At 62.9% G+C, this 19,514-nt stretch carries 20 protein-coding genes and 1 other RNA gene; 5 read left to right on the forward strand and 16 right to left on the reverse strand.

The annotated features are described in order from the left end of the window. Window positions 1-3 precede the first annotated feature (3 nt). The gene (dtd, locus tag FAZ95_RS18720; protein ID WP_137333813.1) at window positions 4-462 is read right to left on the reverse strand and encodes a D-aminoacyl-tRNA deacylase; all 459 of its coding nucleotides are present in this window, start codon (window positions 460-462) and stop codon (window positions 4-6) included. Between the two features lie 58 nt (window positions 463-520). After that, the gene (gene tyrS / locus FAZ95_RS18725; RefSeq protein WP_137333814.1) at window positions 521-1,771 is read right to left on the reverse strand and encodes a tyrosine--tRNA ligase; all 1,251 of its coding nucleotides are present in this window, start codon (window positions 1,769-1,771) and stop codon (window positions 521-523) included. A gap of 242 nt (window positions 1,772-2,013) precedes the next feature. Between tyrS and FAZ95_RS18730 the strand changes: the two genes are divergently transcribed. Beyond that, window positions 2,014-3,123 (forward strand): anhydro-N-acetylmuramic acid kinase, encoded by a 1,110-nt coding sequence (locus FAZ95_RS18730; protein ID WP_137334633.1) that lies wholly within the window; start codon window positions 2,014-2,016, stop codon window positions 3,121-3,123. Between the two features lie 87 nt (window positions 3,124-3,210). On the opposite strand, the gene erpA is transcribed toward FAZ95_RS18730, so the two are convergent. The 3 genes from erpA to rplM form a co-directional block, all read right to left on the reverse strand. Next, a complete protein-coding gene (erpA, locus tag FAZ95_RS18735; RefSeq protein WP_137333815.1) occupies window positions 3,211-3,576 on the reverse strand; it encodes an iron-sulfur cluster insertion protein ErpA in 366 nt (121 codons plus the stop codon). Between the two features lie 206 nt (window positions 3,577-3,782). Next, window positions 3,783-4,175 carry a 30S ribosomal protein S9 gene (rpsI, locus tag FAZ95_RS18740; protein ID WP_137333816.1) on the reverse strand — a complete coding sequence of 131 codons (393 nt, stop codon included), beginning with the start codon at window positions 4,173-4,175 and terminating at the stop codon, window positions 3,783-3,785. Between the two features lie 11 nt (window positions 4,176-4,186). Beyond that, complete coding sequence (gene rplM / locus FAZ95_RS18745; RefSeq protein WP_137333817.1) at window positions 4,187-4,615, reverse strand: 50S ribosomal protein L13; 429 nt, start codon at window positions 4,613-4,615, stop codon at window positions 4,187-4,189. A gap of 408 nt (window positions 4,616-5,023) precedes the next feature. On the opposite strand from rplM, the gene FAZ95_RS18750 reads away from it, so the two are divergent. Both FAZ95_RS18750 and FAZ95_RS18755 read left to right on the forward strand, forming a co-directional pair. Then, window positions 5,024-5,455 (forward strand): DUF1090 family protein, encoded by a 432-nt coding sequence (locus FAZ95_RS18750; RefSeq protein WP_137333818.1) that lies wholly within the window; start codon window positions 5,024-5,026, stop codon window positions 5,453-5,455. A gap of 509 nt (window positions 5,456-5,964) precedes the next feature. After that, entirely contained in the window at window positions 5,965-6,387 is a 423-nt protein-coding gene (locus FAZ95_RS18755; protein ID WP_136893133.1) for an OsmC family protein, read from the forward strand. 60 nt (window positions 6,388-6,447) lie between these two features. Here the strand turns inward: FAZ95_RS18755 and rnpB are convergent. From rnpB to pyrC, 3 genes are all read right to left on the reverse strand, one after another. After that, window positions 6,448-6,862: RNase P RNA component class A (rnpB, locus tag FAZ95_RS18760), an RNA gene on the reverse strand. Between the two features lie 77 nt (window positions 6,863-6,939). After that, a complete protein-coding gene (locus FAZ95_RS18765; protein ID WP_137334635.1) occupies window positions 6,940-7,761 on the reverse strand; it encodes a DUF3025 domain-containing protein in 822 nt (273 codons plus the stop codon). Further along, entirely contained in the window at window positions 7,746-8,834 is a 1,089-nt protein-coding gene (gene pyrC, locus FAZ95_RS18770) for a dihydroorotase (RefSeq protein ID WP_254699753.1), read from the reverse strand. The genes FAZ95_RS18765 and pyrC overlap by 16 nt, the downstream gene beginning before the upstream one ends. A gap of 243 nt (window positions 8,835-9,077) precedes the next feature. On the opposite strand from pyrC, the gene FAZ95_RS18775 reads away from it, so the two are divergent. Next, window positions 9,078-9,983 (forward strand): class II glutamine amidotransferase, encoded by a 906-nt coding sequence (locus FAZ95_RS18775; protein WP_137333819.1) that lies wholly within the window; start codon window positions 9,078-9,080, stop codon window positions 9,981-9,983. Window positions 9,984-10,104: 121 nt separating this feature from the next. Here FAZ95_RS18775 and FAZ95_RS18780 read toward each other — a convergent pair whose 3' ends face one another. The 6 genes from FAZ95_RS18780 to FAZ95_RS18805 all read right to left on the reverse strand — a co-directional run bounded on the left by FAZ95_RS18780 (window position 10,105) and on the right by FAZ95_RS18805 (window position 15,954). Then, window positions 10,105-10,830 carry an amino acid ABC transporter ATP-binding protein gene (locus FAZ95_RS18780; protein ID WP_137333820.1) on the reverse strand — a complete coding sequence of 242 codons (726 nt, stop codon included), beginning with the start codon at window positions 10,828-10,830 and terminating at the stop codon, window positions 10,105-10,107. After that, window positions 10,827-11,504 (reverse strand): glutamate/aspartate ABC transporter permease GltK, encoded by a 678-nt coding sequence (gene gltK, locus FAZ95_RS18785; protein ID WP_137333821.1) that lies wholly within the window; start codon window positions 11,502-11,504, stop codon window positions 10,827-10,829. The genes FAZ95_RS18780 and gltK overlap by 4 nt, the downstream gene beginning before the upstream one ends. Beyond that, the gene (locus FAZ95_RS18790) at window positions 11,504-12,244 is read right to left on the reverse strand and encodes an amino acid ABC transporter permease (protein WP_137333822.1); all 741 of its coding nucleotides are present in this window, start codon (window positions 12,242-12,244) and stop codon (window positions 11,504-11,506) included. The genes gltK and FAZ95_RS18790 overlap by 1 nt, the downstream gene beginning before the upstream one ends. 121 nt (window positions 12,245-12,365) lie before the next feature. Beyond that, complete coding sequence (locus FAZ95_RS18795; protein WP_137333823.1) at window positions 12,366-13,259, reverse strand: glutamate/aspartate ABC transporter substrate-binding protein; 894 nt, start codon at window positions 13,257-13,259, stop codon at window positions 12,366-12,368. A 217-nt stretch (window positions 13,260-13,476) separates the two neighbouring features. Continuing rightward, entirely contained in the window at window positions 13,477-14,781 is a 1,305-nt protein-coding gene (locus FAZ95_RS18800; protein WP_137333824.1) for a Glu/Leu/Phe/Val family dehydrogenase, read from the reverse strand. Between the two features lie 216 nt (window positions 14,782-14,997). Further along, a complete protein-coding gene (locus tag FAZ95_RS18805; RefSeq protein WP_137333825.1) occupies window positions 14,998-15,954 on the reverse strand; it encodes a LysR substrate-binding domain-containing protein in 957 nt (318 codons plus the stop codon). Window positions 15,955-16,096: 142 nt separating this feature from the next. On the opposite strand from FAZ95_RS18805, the gene purB reads away from it, so the two are divergent. Then, on the forward strand, window positions 16,097-17,485 hold the full coding sequence (gene purB / locus FAZ95_RS18810; protein WP_137333826.1) for an adenylosuccinate lyase: 1,389 nt from the start codon (window positions 16,097-16,099) through the stop codon (window positions 17,483-17,485). 115 nt (window positions 17,486-17,600) lie between these two features. On the opposite strand, the gene FAZ95_RS18815 is transcribed toward purB, so the two are convergent. Together FAZ95_RS18815 and FAZ95_RS18820 are read right to left on the reverse strand one after the other, a co-directional pair. Further along, window positions 17,601-18,095, reverse strand: coding sequence for a gluconokinase (locus FAZ95_RS18815; protein ID WP_137333827.1), 495 nt, complete (start codon window positions 18,093-18,095; stop codon window positions 17,601-17,603). Between the two features lie 26 nt (window positions 18,096-18,121). After that, on the reverse strand, window positions 18,122-19,483 hold the full coding sequence (locus FAZ95_RS18820) for a GntT/GntP/DsdX family permease (RefSeq protein ID WP_137333828.1): 1,362 nt from the start codon (window positions 19,481-19,483) through the stop codon (window positions 18,122-18,124). Between the last annotated feature and the right edge of the window lie 31 nt (window positions 19,484-19,514).

The following is a 19,514-nucleotide window of genomic DNA, read 5'->3' on the forward strand; positions in this document are numbered from 1 at the left end:
GCCCTAGCCGCGCGTTTGCAACCAGAACGTAACGGGGCCGTCGTTGACGAGCGAGACCTGCATATCGGCGCCGAATTCTCCGGTCTCGACGACCGGATGTTTCGCCCTCGCTGCCGCGACGAAATAGTCGAACAAACGCTTGCCTTCGTCGGGCGGCGCGGCGGGCGTGAAACTGGGCCGCAAGCCGCTGTTGGTGTCGGCGGCGAGCGTGAACTGCGAGACGAGCAGCAGGCCGCCGGCGAGGCCCTCGCCGTCGATGTTCGTCACCGGCAAGTTCATCTTGCCCGCGGCATCGCTGAAGACGCGATAGCCGAGCACTTTGGCGAGGAGCTTCTCCGCGCTTGCGTCAGTGTCGCCGCGCTCGGCGCAGACGAGCGCGAGCAAGCCTGCGTCGATCGCGCCCGTCACGCGCTCGCCGACACGCACTTCGGCATGCTTCACCCGCTGAATCAGCGCGATCATGCGCGGCCCGGGCTACGACGGCGTGACAGAGCGACGGGCAAGACGTGCGCGATCATCGTCAGGCCGACAACGTCACGCGCGCAAAACGGCGCTTACCGACCTGCACGACGTATTCGCCGGCTTCGACCTTGATCCCCTTGTCGGAGACGGTCGTGCCGTCGATCTTCACCCCACCCTGTTCGATGTTGCGCAGCGCTTCGCTCGTCGACGGCACAAGACCCGCTTGCTTGAGCAGCTGCCCGATGGCGAGCGGCGCGCCGGTAAGGGTCACCGAAGGAATATCGTCCGGCACACCACCCTTCGCGCGGTGGTTGAAATCTTCGAGCGCGCGCTCGGCATCGGCTTGCGAATGGAAACGCGCGACGATCTCCTGCGCGAGCAGCACCTTGAAGTCGCGCGGATTACGCCCTTGTTCGGTTTCGCGCTGGAATTGCGTGATCTCGTCGAGCGGACGGAACGACAGCAGCTCGAAGTAGCGCCACATCAGCACGTCCGAGATGCTCATGAGCTTGCCGAACATGTCGGTGGGCTTCTCGCTGATGCCGACGTAGTTGTTCTTCGACTTCGACATCTTCTCGACGCCGTCGAGCCCTTCGAGCAGCGGCATCGTCAAGATGCACTGCTGTTCCTGCCCGTACTGCTTCTGGAGTTCGCGGCCGACCAGCAGGTTGAACTTCTGATCGGTTCCGCCGAGTTCGAGATCGGCATTGAGCGCGACCGAGTCGTAGCCCTGCATCAGCGGGTAGAGGAATTCGTGAATCGAGATCGGCACGCCGCCCTGGAAGCGCTTCGTGAAATCTTCGCGCTCGAGAATACGCGCGACCGTGTAGCGCGACGCGAGCTTGATCATGCCGTCGGCGCCGAGCGGCATCGACCATTCGCTGTTGTAGCGGATCTCGGTCTTCTCGCGATCGAGCACGAGCGCGGCTTGCTCGAAATAGGTCTTCGCGTTCGACTCGATCTGCTCGCGCGTGAGCGGCGGACGCGTCGCGTTGCGGCCCGACGGATCGCCGATCAGCGACGTGAAATCGCCGATCAGGAAGATCACCGTGTGCCCGAGGTCCTGCAGCTGGCGCATCTTGTTCAGCACGACGGTGTGGCCGATGTGAATATCGGGCGCGGTCGGATCGAGCCCGAGCTTGATACGCAGCGGCGTGCTGGTCGCCGCGCTCTTCGCGAGCTTCTGCGCGAACTCCTCTTCGATCAGCAGTTCATCGACGCCGCGCTTGGTAACGTCCAGCGCGTGACGGACCTCGTCGGTGATCGGAAATGGCGAGGCAGGCTTGGCGGAGGTGGACTCGGTGCTCATCTTTGAACAGGTAATCGGGACGTTGCAAAAACCAGGATTGTCCCATATCTGGCGGCTGCCCCCTTCGTCCACGCTTAACGATTGCCGCGCTAACCAGGATAATCTGACGCAAGCCAACGGCAGGCGGCGGCGGCGGACGGCTACGAACCGTCTGCTGCCGCCGCGGCGACAACGATAGACAGGAGCGAAACGTGGCGCACAGCACGGTCAAGAACCCCGCGGACGGCGTGTATTTCGGGCTGATGTCCGGCACCAGCATGGATGGCGTGGACGGCGTCGCGGTCCGATTCGAGGCAGACAAACCGCCAGTCGTGCTGGCGGAAGCGTTCGTCGGCTTCGCCGAGGGGCTGCGCGAGGCGCTCTTCGCGCTCCAGCAACCGGGCGAGAACGAGATCGAACGCGAGGCGCTTGCCGCCTCGGCGCTTGCTGCGCGCTACGCGGTCTGCTGCCACGAGTTGCTGCGCACAGCACGCCTCTCGCCACAGCAAGTGCGCGCGATCGGCGCGCATGGGCAGACAATTCGCCATCGGCCGGAGAAAGGCTACACACGCCAGATCAACAACCCGGCGCTGCTTGCGGAGATGACCCATATCGACGTCGTTGCCGACTTCCGCAGCCGCGACGTCGCCGCGGGTGGTCAGGGCGCACCGCTCGTGCCTGCGTTCCACGCGACGATCTTCGGCGCGGCGGATGAAACGCGGGTCGTCTGCAATCTCGGCGGTATCAGCAACATCACGATCCTCCCGGCCGGCAGCGGCCAGGGTGGCGCAGTCAACGTGCGAGGGTTCGATTGCGGTCCGGCCAATGTGCTGCTCGACGAATGGGCGCATCGGCATTTGGGCACGCCCTTCGACGAAGGCGGGCGGCTGGCGGCAAGCGGAAACGTGAACCAACCGCTCTTGAACGCGCTTCTGGACGAACCTTTCTTTGAAGCCGCACCGCCGAAAAGCACGGGCCGCGACCTGTTCAACGCGCAGTGGCTCGACGCCAAGCTAAGCAGCTTCGAGTCGGTCAGCCCGGCCGACGTGCAAGCCACGCTCGCGGCGCTCACGGCGACGACAGTCGCACGCGAAATCGAACGTCATGCGTCGGACTGTCGGGCGGTCTACGTTTGTGGAGGTGGCGCGCGCAATCCCGAACTGATGAAGGCGCTCGAAACCGCCCTCACGCAAAGCGGTGTCTGCGGCGTACCGGTAAAAACGACGGATGCGCTCGGCGTGCCGCCGCATCATGTGGAAGCGCTCGCGTTCGCGTGGCTCGCGATGCGCTGCGTGGACCGTGCGCCGGGCAACCTGCCGACGGTCACGGGCGCCTCCGGCGACCGCGTGCTCGGTGCGATCTACCCGCGCTAAACCCGCCAGCAACGAAAAAACGGGGCTTGTTGCCCCGTTTTCTTGCCCGGCTTCCGGCTCAAGCCGGCAAGCAGACGTCCCGATCTATCAGACCGAGAACGACGAGCCGCAACCGCAAGTCGTTGTCGCGTTCGGATTCTTGATCACGAACTGCGCGCCGTTGATGTCGTCCTTATAGTCGATCTCGGCGCCAACCAGGTACTGATAGCTCATCGAATCGATCAGCAACTGGACGCCGCCCTTGTTCATCACGGTGTCGTCTTCGTTGATGGCCTCATCGAACGTAAAACCGTACTGAAAGCCGGAGCAGCCGCCACCCTGCACGAACACGCGCAGTTTCAGGTCGGGATTGCCTTCCTCGTCGATCAGTTGCTTGACCTTATCGGCCGCGGCGTCGGTAAAGACGAAGGGACTCGGCATCTCGGTCACGGGGGTGTCGGTGACAGCGTTCATTCGAACTCTCCAAAAAAGCTTCTAGGCGCTATTGTAGGGCTGATCTCGATATCGTGCCGAAGTCCATGAAATCAATAGGTTCTTAGCACTGAGCTGCGCCTCGGGCCGCGTCCGGCCACCCATGAAAAAAGCCGCCAGGCGCATACGCGCTGGCGGCTTTTTCGTACAACCGTCGCACCCGTTGAACCGGTGCAACGCCAAAGCGATTAACGCTTCGAGAACTGCTTACGGCGGCGTGCCTTGTGGAAGCCGACCTTCTTACGCTCGACTTCACGTGCATCACGCGTCACGAAGCCGGCGTTCGACAGTTGCGACTTCAGCGTGGCGTCGTAGTCCATCAGCGCGCGGGTGATGCCGTGGCGAACCGCACCGGCTTGACCCGTTTCACCGCCGCCCGTCACGTTGACTTTGATGTCGAACGTCGTAGCGTGGTTCGTGAGCTCCAGCGGCTGGCGCACGATCATCAGCGACGTTTCGCGCGAGAAGTAGTCGGCGATGGGCTTGCCGTTGACGACGATGTCGCCCTTGCCTGCCTTGATGAAGACACGAGCGACTGCGCTCTTGCGGCGGCCCGTACCGTAGTTCCAATTACCGATCATGTGGGCTCCCCTTAGATCTCGAGCGCCTTCGGCTGTTGAGCCGAGTGCGGATGCGTGGCTTCGGCGTAGACCTTCAGCTTCTTGATCATCGCGTAGCCGAGCGGGCCCTTCGGCAGCATGCCCTTGACCGCCTTCTCGAGCGCGCGGCCCGGGAAGCGTTCTTGCATCTTGCCGAACGTCGTTTCATAGATGCCGCCCGGGTAGCCCGAGTGACGGTAGTACTTCTTATCCAAGGTCTTGTTGCCCGTGACCTTCAGCTTGCCGGCGTTGATAACGATGATGAAATCACCGGTGTCGACGTGCGGGGTGAACTCAGGCTTATGCTTGCCGCGAAGACGGCGTGCCACTTCGCTGGCGACACGGCCGAGAACCTTATCCGTCGCGTCAATCACGTACCATTCGCGCGTCACCTCATGGGCTTTTGCGGAAAACGTCTTCATGATCGATCCAAATAAAAATGCTGTGCCCTGTGTTTTTTTCCTGCTTGAGTTGGCGCATCGAGGCGTCGGTGCAGGCTCTCCCTGTTCTTCTTCCGCGGGCATAGATGCGGAAAAGCCTTGAATTATAAATGAAATTCCGCGCGCGAGTCAAAAATTCCCACGGCGCTCCAAGTTACCCGTGCCGCAGGCGGCAAATCGCGCTCGCCGGCGCAGTGCATCGGGGTTTCGCGTGCCCAAGCGTGGCCGTCGCGCCGATAAGCCGCAGTCTCTTTTGAGACGCCCTTCAAGCGACCTGGGTTAAAGTCGAACCTTTCAAAAAAATTTCAGAAATGCTCCCCGCGCGGCAAGACGGCTTGGCGTCAGGCCCCGCGACGCGGTATTCGTCGTGCCAAGCGAAGGAAATCGACAATGAAGAAATGCCTCACCGCTGCTGTTATGACCCTCGCACTGCTGAGCGCATCGGCCGCGTCCGCCTACAGCCAAAGGTGCACGGTCAAAATCCACGCGCTTCAGGCGCAAATCGACGCCGCCAAGCAAGCAGGCAATACCAACCGGGTCGCCGGGCTGCAACGGGCATTGAAGCAGACCAAGGCCAAATGCACGGACGAGGCCCAGTACACGCGCGCCGAACGCAAGGCGCGCAATGGCCAGAAAGACGTGATCAAAGCGCAGAACGAACTCGATAGCGCAAGGCACCAACTACAGGAGGCGACGGCCGGCGGCGACACCGAGAAGATAGGCAAGGCGCAAGACAAAGTAGCGGAGAAGGAGCACGCGCTGCGCGAGAAGATGGATGACTTGCGCGCCGCGCAGGCGAATCTCGCGGCCATCAAGGGCTGAGTCTTCTCGCCACCGCCACGCGCTGACGCCGATTCGGCCAAAGGCCGGACGCGCATCGGTAAATCAAACTGCATTGAACAGACGAAAAAAAGCCCGAACGCTCGGTTCGGGCTTAATCCACCTAAGGAGGAGGGTGGAGGAGACATGCGGAGATTGCCGAACAACGACAACCAATGAGTCGCATTATACGAACGCACTTTTTGCGACGCAAGAAGATTTATATTGCGAAATATAACTTCATAATGTGAAATAAAGAAAGAGGCACTCAAACTCGAGAAATACTGTTAAAAATCAATAGCGTAGAAGATTTCCCCGCAAGCATGGCACCGCGAAGACTAGAGCAAAACCCCTAACGAGAGCGGGGAATCCCTAAAGAATTCCGGAAGGATGCCGAGCAACATCGACCCTCACCGTCAAGACTATGGCTTTCGCTTAGATCGCGGCGGGCGTCGCGCATGGCAGCGGGCTACAATGCCTGTCTCGAATTACCGATTTGCTGGAGTGCAAGCATGGAATGCAAAGTAAGCTGGATGGGCCAGGACGGCATGTCGTTCGCCGCGGAAACCGGCAGCGGCCATCTCGTCGCGATGGACGGCGCGCCCGAGGGCGGTGGCCGCAATCTCGCGCCGCGGCCGATGGAAATGGTCCTGCTCGGCACCGGCGGCTGCACCGCTTACGACGTCGTGATGATCCTCAAGAAAAGCCGCCAGGACATCTCCGGCTGCTCGGTCACGCTCAAGGCCGAGCGCGCGAGCGAAGACCCGAAGGTCTTCACGAAGATCCACTTTCACTTCACCGTCACGGGCAAGAACCTGAATCCGTCGACTGTCGAGCGCGCGATCAACCTGTCGCACGACAAGTACTGCTCGGCGTCGATCATGATGGCAAAGACGGCCGAACTCACGCATTCGTTCGATATCGTCGCCGACTGAGCACGGCTGCGCGGGGCGTAAAAGCCGGCGTCGCAATCGACGCCGGCTTTTCTATTAGAGCGGCAAAGCAGGCCGATAAGCCGGATTCTGTGCACGCACCGCGCTACGAGAGCGCCGCGCGCGTGGCAGCCATTCCTCTAGGCGCGCCATTGCTGACGCGCTCAAGCTTCCTACCCGCAGACGAGACGGGGGCCCCGTCCTGCATCGCGAAGATGCGCGCCTGCCTACTTGGAATTGCTCCGGGTGGAGGTTACCGTGCCGGACTGCGTCGCCGCAGCCGCGGTGCGCTCTTACCGCACCGTTTCACCCTTACCTGATCCCGGCTAAGCCGGGCCATCGGCGGTTTGCTTTCTGTTGCCCTGTTCCGCGTGTCGCCACGGATGGCCGTTAGCCATCACCCTGCCCTATGGAGTCCGGACTTTCCTCGCCCTCTCCGGCATGAAGCCGGAAAAGCCGCGACTGCCTGGCCTGCTTTGCAAGCCGCGATTTTATCATGCTGGATTGGCGCGCCCCTTCGCCGCAGACCGACGGCGATGCCGGCAGCATCGCCGCTCAGCGCGCGCGGCGGCCTGAGCGGAACACTTGCTTGTCGTCGTAGAACGCGGGGTCGTCGTTGGCAGGCCACCAGCCCGGAATGCCGAGCACGGGCAGCGGCGCGAACATCCGGCTGGCCAGCGGCTCGCGCTCGATCGATGCGCTAGTCGTCTCGTCGAGTAACGCACGTTGCTGCGCGTCGGACCACGAGAAGTATTCATTCGGCACTTCGACGATCCAGGCGTGTCCGGTGCACGCCTTGTATGGCGCGATCAGCTTTTCCAGCAGCGCATGGCCGAACGAGCGAACCTCGCAGCGCTCGCCCCACGCTGAACGATTCTCGACCAGCAATGTGTGCCAATCGAAGTTGCGTAATGCTTCGGCAAGCGACGGATCGGCCGTCGCGAACAGCAGCGCGTTTTCGTCGAACAAAGTGAGGGTGTCGCGCACCCCGCCGCGCGTCGGGCCGATGCCCAGCTCGTCGATCGCCTCCGACTGCCGCGCATTCAGCGCCGCCTTGATGCGCGGAAACGTGAACCACATCAGCGCGTTGAAAAAGTCGTGCAGGTTGCGCCGGGTCGGCACGCAGCCTGTTGCGCCGATATGCGCCTCGTAGGCCGCGCCCGGCGGAAGGTCGTCCTGCGCGATAAAGGCCAGCGGCTTGCCGCGGCCAGTCGTCTGGCCGCTTGCGCAGGCGTCGCGATTGAGTTCGGCGAGATAGGCGGCTTCGCTCTCGAGCGCGGCTCGCTGCCAGCGCGCGCCGCGCTCGGCAAACGGCGCAAACCACGGCCTGGACCAATCGATGCGCTCGAAACTCGAGACGCTCAAACCAGTCGCCAGCCGATTTCCTCGCCGCCGCGCAGCGGCACCACCGGCGCGCCCCCTGCCTCGATCTCGGCGGGCAGCGTCCACGTCTCGCGGCGCAGCGTCACCCGTTCTTCGCTTCGGGGCAGCCCGTAAAAGTCCGCGCCGAAGAAGCTCGCGAAGCCTTCGAGCTTGTCGAGCGCGCCCGCCTCGTCGAACGCTTGCGCGTAAAGTTCGAGCGCATGGAGCGCCGTGTAGCAACCCGCGCAGCCGCACGCGTGCTCTTTCAGGCCCTTCGGGTGCGGCGCGCTGTCGGTGCCGAGGAAGAAGCGCGGATTGCCCGAGGTCGCCGCCTCGACGAGCGCCACACGATGCGTCTCGCGCTTCAGCACAGGCAGGCAGTAGTAATGCGGACGGATGCCGCCCTGGAAAATCGCGTTGCGATTGAAGAGCAGATGGTGCGCCGTAATCGTCGCGCCCAACAGTCCGGGCGCGACACCGGCATCGCGCACGTAGTCGGCGGCGTCCTTCGTCGTGATGTGCTCGAAGACGACCTTGAGCGCCGGGAAGTCTCGGCGCAACGGCGTCATCACGCGGTCAATGAAGACCTTCTCGCGATCGAACAAGTCGATGGCCGGGTCCGTCACCTCGCCATGAATCAAAAGCGGCATGCCGGCTTCCTGCATCGCCTCGAGCGTCTTCGCGCATTTCAGGAGGTTCGTCACGCCGGCGTCCGAATTGGTCGTGGCGCCCGCCGGGTAAAGCTTCACGCCGTGCACGAAGCCGCTTTCGCGCGCGCGCCGAATCTCGTCGGGAGGCGTGTTGTCGGTGAGATAGAGCGTCATCAGCGGCTCGAACTTTGCGCCGGCCGGCAGCGCGGCCAGAATGCGCTCGCGATACGCCTGCGCCTGCTCCGTCGTCGTCACGGGCGGCTTCAGATTCGGCATGATGATCGCGCGGCCGAACTGGCGGGCCGTGTGCGGCAGCACGGCCGCGAGCATCGCGCCGTCGCGCACGTGCAGGTGCCAGTCGTCGGGACGGGCAAAGGTGAGCGTGTCTTGCGCGGCGCCGGCAGACGCGGCGATGGAAGAAGGAATGGAAGCAGTCATGGCGAGGGAATAACGAGAGTGGCAAGCGCAGCGCCCCTAGCGCAACAAGCCTTGCGCGAATAACCCGGCCGGCAACGTGGAAAAACTGCAACGCGCGCGCCGCGACACCGGGAAATTCGCTTTTGGCCGCTTGGGGCTCGGTGATATGCTTTAAAAAACATATTGTAACGGGTTCACCTAGCGACTCAGCTGCGGGTTCGCTCGTTGGCAAGCCCGCCTCACACGCTTCGCTTTATCTGCACCATGTGCCAACTTCTCGGAATGAACTGCGCCGCGCCGACGGATGTCACGTTCTCTTTCACCGGCTTTGCGGCGCGTGGCGGCGTCACCGATCACCATGCCGACGGCTGGGGCATCGCGTTCTTCGAAGATAAAGCCTGCCGCCTCTTCATCGACCATCAATCGTCGGCCACCTCGCCGATCGCCGAGATGGTCAAGCGCTATCCGATCAAGTCGAAGAACACGATCGCGCACATCCGCAAGGCGACGCAAGGGCACATCCTGCTGGAAAACTGCCATCCGTTCATGCGCGAACTGTGGGGGCGTCATTGGATCTTCGCGCACAACGGCGACTTGAAGGACTATTGTCCGGCGATGAACGGCGTGTATCAGCCGGTCGGAACGACCGACAGCGAACTCGCGTTCTGTGCCTTGATGCACGGCTTGCGTGCGGCGTTTCCCGGCTCGCAGCCGCCGCTTCCCGAGTTGTTCGAAGCGCTCGGCACGCTCACGCGCGAGATCACGCAATACGGCGTGTTCAACTTCCTGATGTCGAACGGGCAGGCGCTCTTTGCGCACTGCTCGACGCATCTGCATTACCTCGTGCGGAGCTGGCCGTTTTCGACGGCGCATCTGATCGATGCGGACATGTCGATCGATTTCGCGAAATATACGACGCCGGAAGATCGCGTCGCCGTGATTGCCACGAAGCCGCTCACGGATAACGAAGTCTGGACCGCGTTCCAACCGGGCGATCTGCTGATGTTCCAGGATGGCGACGTCGTCGCGCGAACCCATATCCCGGTGCCGCAATTCGTGCTCGACAAAGCGCGCAATCCCGAGTGCGACGAAACGGCGTCGGCATCGATGCTGCCCGCGACGGCCGAACTCGATATCGAATCGGACGATGCCGCAGCGTGCGAGTCGTGACACCGCATTAGCGCGCCGTTAGAACGAAACGCCTCATGCAAAAGAGCCGCTTCCCAGGAAGCGGCTCTTTGGTTTTGCGGCTAGCGAATCGCTGCCGCGACGGGCAGCTCGCCACACGCCATCAATGCAGGATCTTCGCCAGAAAATCCTTCGCCCGATCCGACTTCGGATTCGCGAAGAAATCCTCCTTGCGGTCGTCTTCGACGATGAGCCCCTTGTCCATGAAGATCACGCGATGCGCGACCTTCTTCGCGAAGCCCATTTCGTGCGTCACGCACATCATCGTCATGCCTTCCTGCGCGAGCTCGACCATCACGTCGAGCACTTCGTTGATCATCTCGGGATCGAGTGCCGACGTAGGTTCGTCGAACAGCATCGCGATCGGGTCCATCGACAGCGCGCGCGCAATCGCCACCCGCTGCTGCTGGCCACCCGAAAGCTGTCCAGGAAACTTCTCGGCATGCGCCTTGAGCCCGACGCGATCGAGCAGCTTGCCCCCCTTCTCGGTGGCCTCGTCCGTCGAGCGGCCGAGCACCTTGATCTGCGCGAGCGTCAAGTTATCGATGATCGACAGATGCGGAAACAGCTCGAAGTGCTGAAACACCATGCCGACCTTCGAGCGCAGCTTCGAGAGATTGGTCTTCTTGTCGCCGACCGACTGGCCGTCGATCCGAATTTCGCCCTGCTGGAACGGCTCGAGACCGTTCACGGTCTTGATGAGCGTCGACTTGCCGGAGCCCGACGGCCCGCACACCACGACCACCTCGCCTTTTTTCACCTCCGTCGTGCAGTCGGTCAACACCTGAAAATGACCGTACCACTTCGACACGTTCTTAATGGAAATCATCTTGCGACCTTTTTCTGAAGACCTTTGACGAGGCCCGACGCGATCACGCAGATCACGAAATAACACGCACCCGCGAACAGTACCATCTCGACGGCGGACCCGTCTCGGTCGCCGATATTCGTTGCCGTGCGGAAGAAATCAGCGAGGCTGATCACATAGACGAGCGAAGTGTCCTGAAACAGCACGATCGCTTGCGTGAGCAAGAGCGGCACCATCGCGCGAAACGCTTGCGGCAGCACGACCAGGCGCATCGCCTGCGCGTAGTTCATGCCGAGCGCGAACGACGCGTTGACCTGCCCGCGCGGCACCGCCTGGATGCCGGCGCGAACGATCTCGGAGTAATACGCGGCCTCGAACAGCGAAAACGCCACCATTGCAGAGGCGAGACGAATGTCGATGTCGGGCGAGAGCCCGAGCACATTCTGCAACACCTGCGGCACGATCAAGAAAAACCACAACAGGACCATCACGAGCGGGATCGAGCGAAACACGGTCACGTAGCCGTGCGCGAACCATTGCAGCGGCTTCACGCCCGAGAGCCGCATGATCGCGAGCACCGTGCCCCACACGATGCCGACAACGATCGCGAGCACGGTGATCTTGAAGGTGACGACGGCGCCGGTCCACAGCGTGGGCAGCGCGCCCGGAATACCGCTCCAGTCGAAATGATGCATCACTTCCCTCCGATGTACCCGGGCAGCCGGGTCCGGCGTTCGAGCCAGCGCATGAGATTCATCACGACGAGGTTGATGAGCACATAGGCGAGCGTCACCGCGATGAACGACTCATAGGTCTGCGCCGTGTAGTCGACAAGCTGCCGCGCCTGTGCGGACAAATCGAGCAAACCGATCGTCGACGCCACCGCCGAGTTCTTGAAGATGTTGAGAAACTCGGACGTGAGCGGCGGCACGATGATCCGGTACGACACGGGCAAGAGCACGTAGCGATACGTCTGCCATTCGGTGAAGCCCATCGCGAGCCCGGCCGCGCGCTGCCCGCGCGGCAACGCCTCGATGCCCGAGCGCACTTGCTCGCAGACGCGCGCCGAAGTGAAAAGGCCGAGACACACGATCGACGCCGAGAAGAACTGCACGCCCGGCGGCAACTGCTTGAGCCAGTTGCCGGCCGACGCGGGCAGCAACTCCGGCACGACGAGATACCAGATGAAGAACTGCACGATCAGCGGAATGTTGCGAAAGATCGCGACATAGACGGTGCCGATCGCCGCCAGCCGCTTGTTCGGCATGGTGCGCAGCACGCCGAAGAACGAGCCGGCGACGAGCGCGATCACCCACGCGACGAGCGACACGCTGACCGTGACCCCAAGCCCGGAGATGAGCCAGCCGAGATAGGTGGTGGGCTCACCGGTGGAGACCGGGCTTAGCAGAACGCCCCAGTTCCAGTGATAAGACATGACGAGACTCCAGCGTTGCGTGGGGCCGGAGTCAGAGGTGAAACACTCACTCGGGCCGATAAAAAAGACGGGAGAGGCGTGACCCTCTGTCCGTCTCATTCAATGCGTAGTGCAGCGGGGTTTAGTCGATCGCCTTGTCGTTCGGGCTCTTGAAGAGCGCCTTCATGTCGTCGCTTTCGGGGAAGTTCAGGTTGAGGCCCTTTGGCGGAATCGGCGATTCGAACCAGCGCTTGTAGATCTTGTCGCCCTCGCCGGACGTCTGGACCTGCGCGATCGCCTCGTCGACGACCTTTTTGAACTCGGGATCGTTCTTGCGCATCATGCAGCCGTACGCTTCATGCGACTGCGGCGTGCCGATGATGGCGTACTGGTCGGGATTCTTCGACTTCGCGCGCTCGCCAGCGAGCAGTGCGTCGTCCATCATGAATGCGGAGGCGCGGCCGGTCTCGAGTGTCAGGAAGGAATCGCCGTGGTCTTTCGCGCTGATGATGTTCATCCCCATGTTCTTGTCCTGGTTCATCTTGCGCAGCAAGCGTTCTGACGTGGTGCCGGCCGTCGTCACGACGGTCTTGCCTTTCAGGTCGGGGAAGTCTTTGATGCCGGAGTCTTTCTTCGTCATCAGGCGGGTGCCAATCACGAAGATCGTGTTCGAGAACGCGGCTTGCTGCTGGCGCTCAGCGTTGTTGGTCGTGGAGCCGCACTCGATGTCGACGGTGCCGTTCTGCACGAGCGGAATCCGGTTTTGCGACGTGACAGGCGTCAGCTTCACTTTCAGGTTCGGCATGTTGAGCTTCTGTTTGACGGCGTCGACCACCTTCATCTGAAACTCGTACGAGTAGCCGGTCACGTTCTGCTTCTCGTCGTAGTAGGAAAACGGAATCGACGATTCGCGGTGGCCGAGCGAGATCACGCCCGTGTCTTTGATTTTCTTCAGCGTGCCCGCGTCTTGCGCCTGTGCGCCGCATGCGATCAGTCCCAACGCAGTCAGCACCCATGCCGCTTGTTTGGTCTTCATTTCCTCAGTCTCCTTGGCCGGAAGCGAGCAAGCGTAGCAAAGTAATGTAATTGAAAGCAAGAAATTTATAAACCGAAAGGCATGGCGCTTTTCGAGAGCGCGCCGCCGCCTCAAAAACGCAAACGGGCGGCATCTTATCGATGCCGCCCGCCTCTCAGGTGCTAGCGCGGTCTTGTGGACCGCGCCGGTAGGTTCCGATCTTTCGATCAGCAGGGGATCAGGGGTACAGGCCGCGCATTTCGCGCGCCATCAGAATCCGCTTACACGCGACGATGAACGCCGCCGTCCGCACGGACACGTTGTTCTCGCTCGCCACTTGCCACACGGCGGCGAACGCTTCGCGCATCACGCGCTCGAGACGTTGGTTGATCTCTTCTTCGGTCCAGAAGAAGCTCGAGAAGTCCTGCACCCATTCGAAGTACGACACCGTCACGCCGCCGGCATTCGCGACCACGTCCGGGATCACGAGCACGCCCTTGTCGCGCAGAATGTCGTCGGCTGCCGTCGTGGTCGGGCCGTTCGCGCCTTCCACGATGATCTTCGTCTTGATCTTCGATGCGTTCTTTTCGGTGATCTGGTTTTCGAGCGCGGCCGGGATCAGGATGTCGGTCTCGATGGTCCAGAACTCGTCGTTCGAAACCGGGTCGGCGCCAGGGAAGCCGCCCACGCCGCCCTTCGCTGCGACGTGATCGAGCAGCGCCACGGTGTCGAGACCCGACGACTTGTAGATCGCGCCGGTGTGGTCCTGAACGGCGATGACCTTCGCGCCTGCTTCCTGGAACAGGCGAGCCGCGATGCCGCCCACGTTGCCGAAGCCTTGCACCGCAATGCGCGCGCCTTCGACCTCGAGGCCGACGCGGCGCGCCGCTTCCGTGCCCACCACGAACACGCCGCGGCCGGTCGCTTCCTTGCGGCCGAGCGAACCGCCGAGCGTGATCGGCTTGCCGGTCACGACGCCCGTGGCCGTCTGGCCTTGGTTCATCGAGTACGTGTCCATCATCCACGCCATGATCTGCTCGTTCGTGTTCACGTCCGGAGCGGGGATGTCGGTGTTCGGTCCGATGATGATGCCGATTTCGCTCGTGTAGCGGCGCGTCACGCGCTCGAGCTCGCCGCGCGACAGCTTGCGCGGATCGACGCGGATACCGCCCTTCGCGCCGCCGTACGGCACGTTCACCGCAGCGTTCTTGACCGACATCCAGGCGGACAGCGCCATCACTTCGGAGAGCGTCACGTCCTGGTGGTAGCGCACGCCGCCCTTGCCCGGGCCGCGCGACACGTTGTGCTGCACGCGATAGCCCTCGAAGTGCGCGACGGTGCCGTTATCGAGTTCGATGGGCACGTCGACGACGAGAATGCGCTTCGGACGCTTCAGCGTTTCGAGCCAGCGCGACAGCGAGCCGAGGTAAGGCGCGACGCGATCGACTTGTTGCAGATAGTTGCCCCAGGGGCCGAGATCGTCGCTATGCAGATACGAGGGAATGGATTGCGCAGCGGACGAGGACTGCAATTGCGAGGACATGAAATCTCCGACGGTCAACAGGTGACCGCAATTGTCGAGAAGGCGATTTCCGAAATCCAATGCCGATTGATCATCCCATTATGCTTTTCTCGCATAACGATGTTTGGGGGCTTCTGGCGTGATATGAGCCGCCGCGAAGCGTTAAGGATGAGCAGGTTCGGGGCCCTCCCTCGCGTCGGGAGCCCCGCGCGGCACGGGATAGACCAGGCTGTGACTTTATGCGGATGGCTGCGCCAGTTCCTGCGTCACGACGTCCCAAAGGCGGCGCACGAGCGCTTGTCTCGGCTCGTCTCCGGATGCCGCGAGCTTGTCGCGGTAGAGGCGGATCTCCATCGTCAGCGTGAACGAATTCGCGCCCGCGCCGCGCGCGGTCCGATCGAGACGGATCAGCTTGCCGCTGGCCACCGCGTCTTCGACCGCGCTATGCGGCAAGAACGCGACGCCGTGACCGGCGAGCGCCATCGCCTTCAACCCTTCGGCCATGTCGGTCTCGTAGACGCGGTTGAGATAGAGCCGCGCCGGCGCGTTGGCAATGATCACTTCCGTCATGCGCCCGAGGTACGCGTTCGGGGTGTAGGAGAGATACGGCACCGGCGCGTCCGGCGTGCCGGGCAGCGTGTAGCGTGCGCGCCCGGGGCGCGACGGCGCCGAGAAAGGGCTGATCGGCTCGGTGCCGAGCGTCAGCATGTCGTAGCGCGCGGGGTCGAGCGCGACCGGGTGGCTCGGATGGTGATAGCCCATCACCAGATCGCAGCCGCCCTCGACCAGCGACAGCACCGCATCGTGCACATTCAGCGCCCGCAGGCGCGCATGCACCTGGCCCATCTGTGCCTCGATGCGCTGCAGCCAGCGCGGGAAATACGTGAGCGAGAGCGTATGCGGCACCGCGAATTCGATCGTCGCGGCCGGCGCGCCGGTGTGTCCGCGCAGCACGGTGCGCGCCTCGCGGAACTGCGAGAGCATCGTGAGCGCCTGCTCGTAGAACACTTGCCCGGCGGGCGTGAGGCGCGTCGGATACACCGAGCGATCGATGAGCTCCGTGCCGAGCCATGCCTCGAGCGCCTGGATGCGCCGCGAAAACGCCGGCTGCGTGACATGGCGCTGTTCCGCCGAGCGGCTGAAGCTGCGCGTCTCCGCAAGCGATACGAAGTCTTCGAGCCATTTCAGTTCCATGCGAGCCTTTGCGTCAAGCGAGCGATGCCGAGAGAAGTCGGCATTTTACCGGCGCCCGCGCGGGGGAAAGCGACCCGCGCCAGTGGTAAAATTCGCGGTTCTCCCCTGTTCTAACCGGCCATCGAGCCGTCCCGCCCTCATCATGTCCGACACCCGCCCCGACACCCTCTTCGCCCTCACCGCCCTGTCGCCGCTCGACGGCCGCTACGCCGCCAAGACCGAGGCGCTGCGCGACTGGCTCTCCGAAGCCGCGTTCATGCGCCATCGCGTGACGGTCGAAGTCCATTGGCTGATCGCGCTGTCGCGCGCCGGCTTCGCCGAAGTGCCGCGCTTCTCGGAAGCGTCCGAGCAGTTCCTGCTGCAGCTGGTCGAGCGCTTCACCGCGCACGACGCCGCGCGCATCAAGGATATCGAGCGCGTCACGAACCATGACGTGAAGGCCGTCGAGTACTGGCTGAAGGAATCGGTGAAGGGCCAGCCGGAGCTGGAGCGTGCGAGCGAGTTCATCCACTTCGCGTGCACGTCGGAAGACATCAACAACACGTCGCACGGCCTGATGCTCGCCGGCGCGCGCGAGCACGTGGTCCTGCCGGCGCTGCGCTCGGTGCACCAGCGCCTCGTCGCGCTCGCGCACGCGCACGCCGAGCAGCCGATGCTCTCGCGCACGCACGGCCAGCCCGCCAGCCCGACGACGCTCGGCAAGGAAATCGCGAACGTCGCTGCGCGTCTCGCGCGCGCGATCGACCGCATCGCCGCCGTGCAACTGCTCGGCAAGATGAACGGCGCGGTCGGCAACTTCAACGCGCATCTGTCTGCGTATCCCGAGTTCGACTGGGAAGCGTTCTCGCGCGAAGTCGTGGAGCAGCGCCTGAAGCTCACGTTCAATCCGTACACGATCCAGATCGAGCCGCACGACTACATGGCCGAGCTCTTCGACGCGATCGCGCGCGCCAACACGATCCTGCTCGACCTCGACCGCGACGTCTGGGGCTACATCTCGCTCGGCTACTTCAAGCAGAAGACCAAGGCCGGCGAAATCGGTTCGTCGACGATGCCGCACAAGGTCAATCCGATCGACTTCGAGAACTCCGAAGGCAACTTCGGTCTCGCGAACGCGACGCTGCGCCACCTCGCCGACAAGCTGCCGGTCTCGCGCTGGCAGCGCGACCTCACGGACTCGACCGTGCTGCGCAACATGGGCGTCGCGTTCGGCTACTCGCTGCTCGCATACGACGCGCTGAACCGCGGCCTCGACAAGCTCGAAGTGAATCCGCAGCGCCTGAACGACGACCTCGACAACTGCTGGGAAGTGCTCGCCGAGCCGGTGCAGACGGTGATGCGCCGCTTCGGCATCGAGAACCCGTACGAGCAGTTGAAGGAGCTGACGCGCGGCAAGGGCATCACGCGCGAAGCGCTGCAGCAGTTCATCGGCGGCCTGGCGATTCCGGCCGATGCGAAGGAGCGGCTGCTTGCGATGACGCCGGCTTCTTACGTCGGCAAGGCCGTCGAGCTGGCGAAGCGGATCGGCTGACGGCTTGAGCAGCCGGTCTAGACTAGTACGCGCTAGACGGCTCACCGACAAAAGGCGCTCCTCGGAGCGCCTTTTGTCGTTCTCGGCCGCGAAAGCCGTTGATTTTCAACGTCGCCTAACGTGGCTGGATTTGCGCCACCACGTTGTCGACGATCTGCTCCGGCGTGGGATCGATACTCACCTCGATCGCCTCGTCCGTCCCCGGCGCCTCGAGCGTATCGAGCTGGCTTTGCAGCAGCGACGCGTCGAAAAAGTGCTCGGTACGCGCGCCGAGCCGCGCCTTGAGCACCTCGAACGTCCCCTTCAGATAGACGAAGCGAACATCGGAATTGCCGCCGCGCAGGACGTCGCGATACGAGCGCTTGAGCGACGAGCACGTGAACACCGCCGTCTCGCCCGCGCGCTGCTTGTCTTCGATCGCGGCGCGAATCGTCTTGAGCCACGGCCAGCGGTCGTCGTCGGTCAAGGGAATGCCGCGGTGCATCTTCTCTTTGTTCGCTTCGCTGTGGAAAGCGTCGCCGTCCGTAAAGCTGCACGACAGACGCTCCGCCAACAGCTCGCCAATCCGCGTCTTGCCCGCCCCCGACACACCCATCACGATATAAATCATTTCCTGCTCCTAAATCCCAATACCCGTTACAGCACCGTCGCGAGCGCGAAGGTCAAGCCTAAACCCAACAGCGAGATGATGGTTTCGCAAAGCGACCAGGTCTTGAAGGTCTGCCCCACCGTCATCCCGAAGTACTCCTTGATCAGCCAGAAGCCGCCGTCGTTCACGTGCGAGAAGATCAGCGAGCCGGAACCCGTCGCGAGCACGAGCAGCTCCGGTTTCACGACGATGCCGCTCGCCGACGCGATAGGCGCGACGACGCCGCAAGCCGTCGTCATCGCGACGGTCGCCGAGCCGGTTGCCAGACGAATCAGCGCGGCCACCAGCCAGCCGAGCAAGAGCGGCGACAAATGGGCGTGCTTCGCCGTCTCGACGATCTGGGTCGAAATACCGCTGTCGCGCAGCACGCCGCCGAAACCGCCGCCCGCGCCGACGATCAGCGTGATGCCCGCGATCGGCGCGAGACATTCGCTGCAGAATTTCTGGATTTGGTCGCGATTGAACCCGCGTCGCACGCCGAACGTCCAGAAGCTCACGAGCACCGCGATCAAGAGCGCGACGTCCGAGTTGCCGACGAAATGCAGCAGATTGTTCGGCAGCGTTTTGGGCGTGAAGACGAGATCGGCCCAGCTGCCGACGAGCATCAGGATCACCGGCAGCAGAATCGTGAACAGCGTGATGCCGAAGCCGGGCAGCTCGCGCCCGCTCGCTTGGGCATGCGTATCGACAAACTGCGCAGCGAGCGGGTTGTTCTCCGGCAGCTTCACGTGCCGATGGATGAGCAACGCGAAGAGCGGACCGGCGACGATGGCCGTCGGCACGCCGACGATAAGGCCGTACGCGATCGTTTTGCCAATGTCGGCGCCGTACGCCTGCACCGCAAGCAGCGCGGCCGGGTGCGGCGGAATCAGCCCGTGGACAACGGACAACCCCGCCACCATCGGCAAGCCGATCAGCAGCAACGACTTGCCGGTGCGCTTGGCGACGTTGAACGCGATCGGAATCAGCAGCACGAAGCCGACTTCGAAAAACACCGGCAGGCCGACGATGATCGCGACGAACATCATCGCCCAGTGAATGTTCTTTTCGCCGAACCAACGGATCAGCGTGGTCGCGATGCGCTCGGCACCGCCCGACTCCGCCATCATCTTGCCGAGCATCGTCCCCAAGCCGACCACGATCGCGATGTGACCGAGCGTGCCGCCCGTGCCGGCTTCGAACGACTTCACGATCTTGTCCATCGGCATGCCGACCGCCAGGCCGAGCAGCAGCGACACGATGATCAGCACCAGGAACGGATAGACCTTGTAGCGGGCGATCAAGAGAATCAGCGCCGCGATGGCGATCACCGTATAGACCAGCAGCATGCTGCCTTGGACAGCTCCCATGAAGCTCCTCCTTTTTGATTATTCGGCCGGG

Source organism: Trinickia violacea (assembly GCF_005280735.1).
Lineage (GTDB): Bacteria > Pseudomonadota > Gammaproteobacteria > Burkholderiales > Burkholderiaceae > Trinickia_A > Trinickia_A violacea.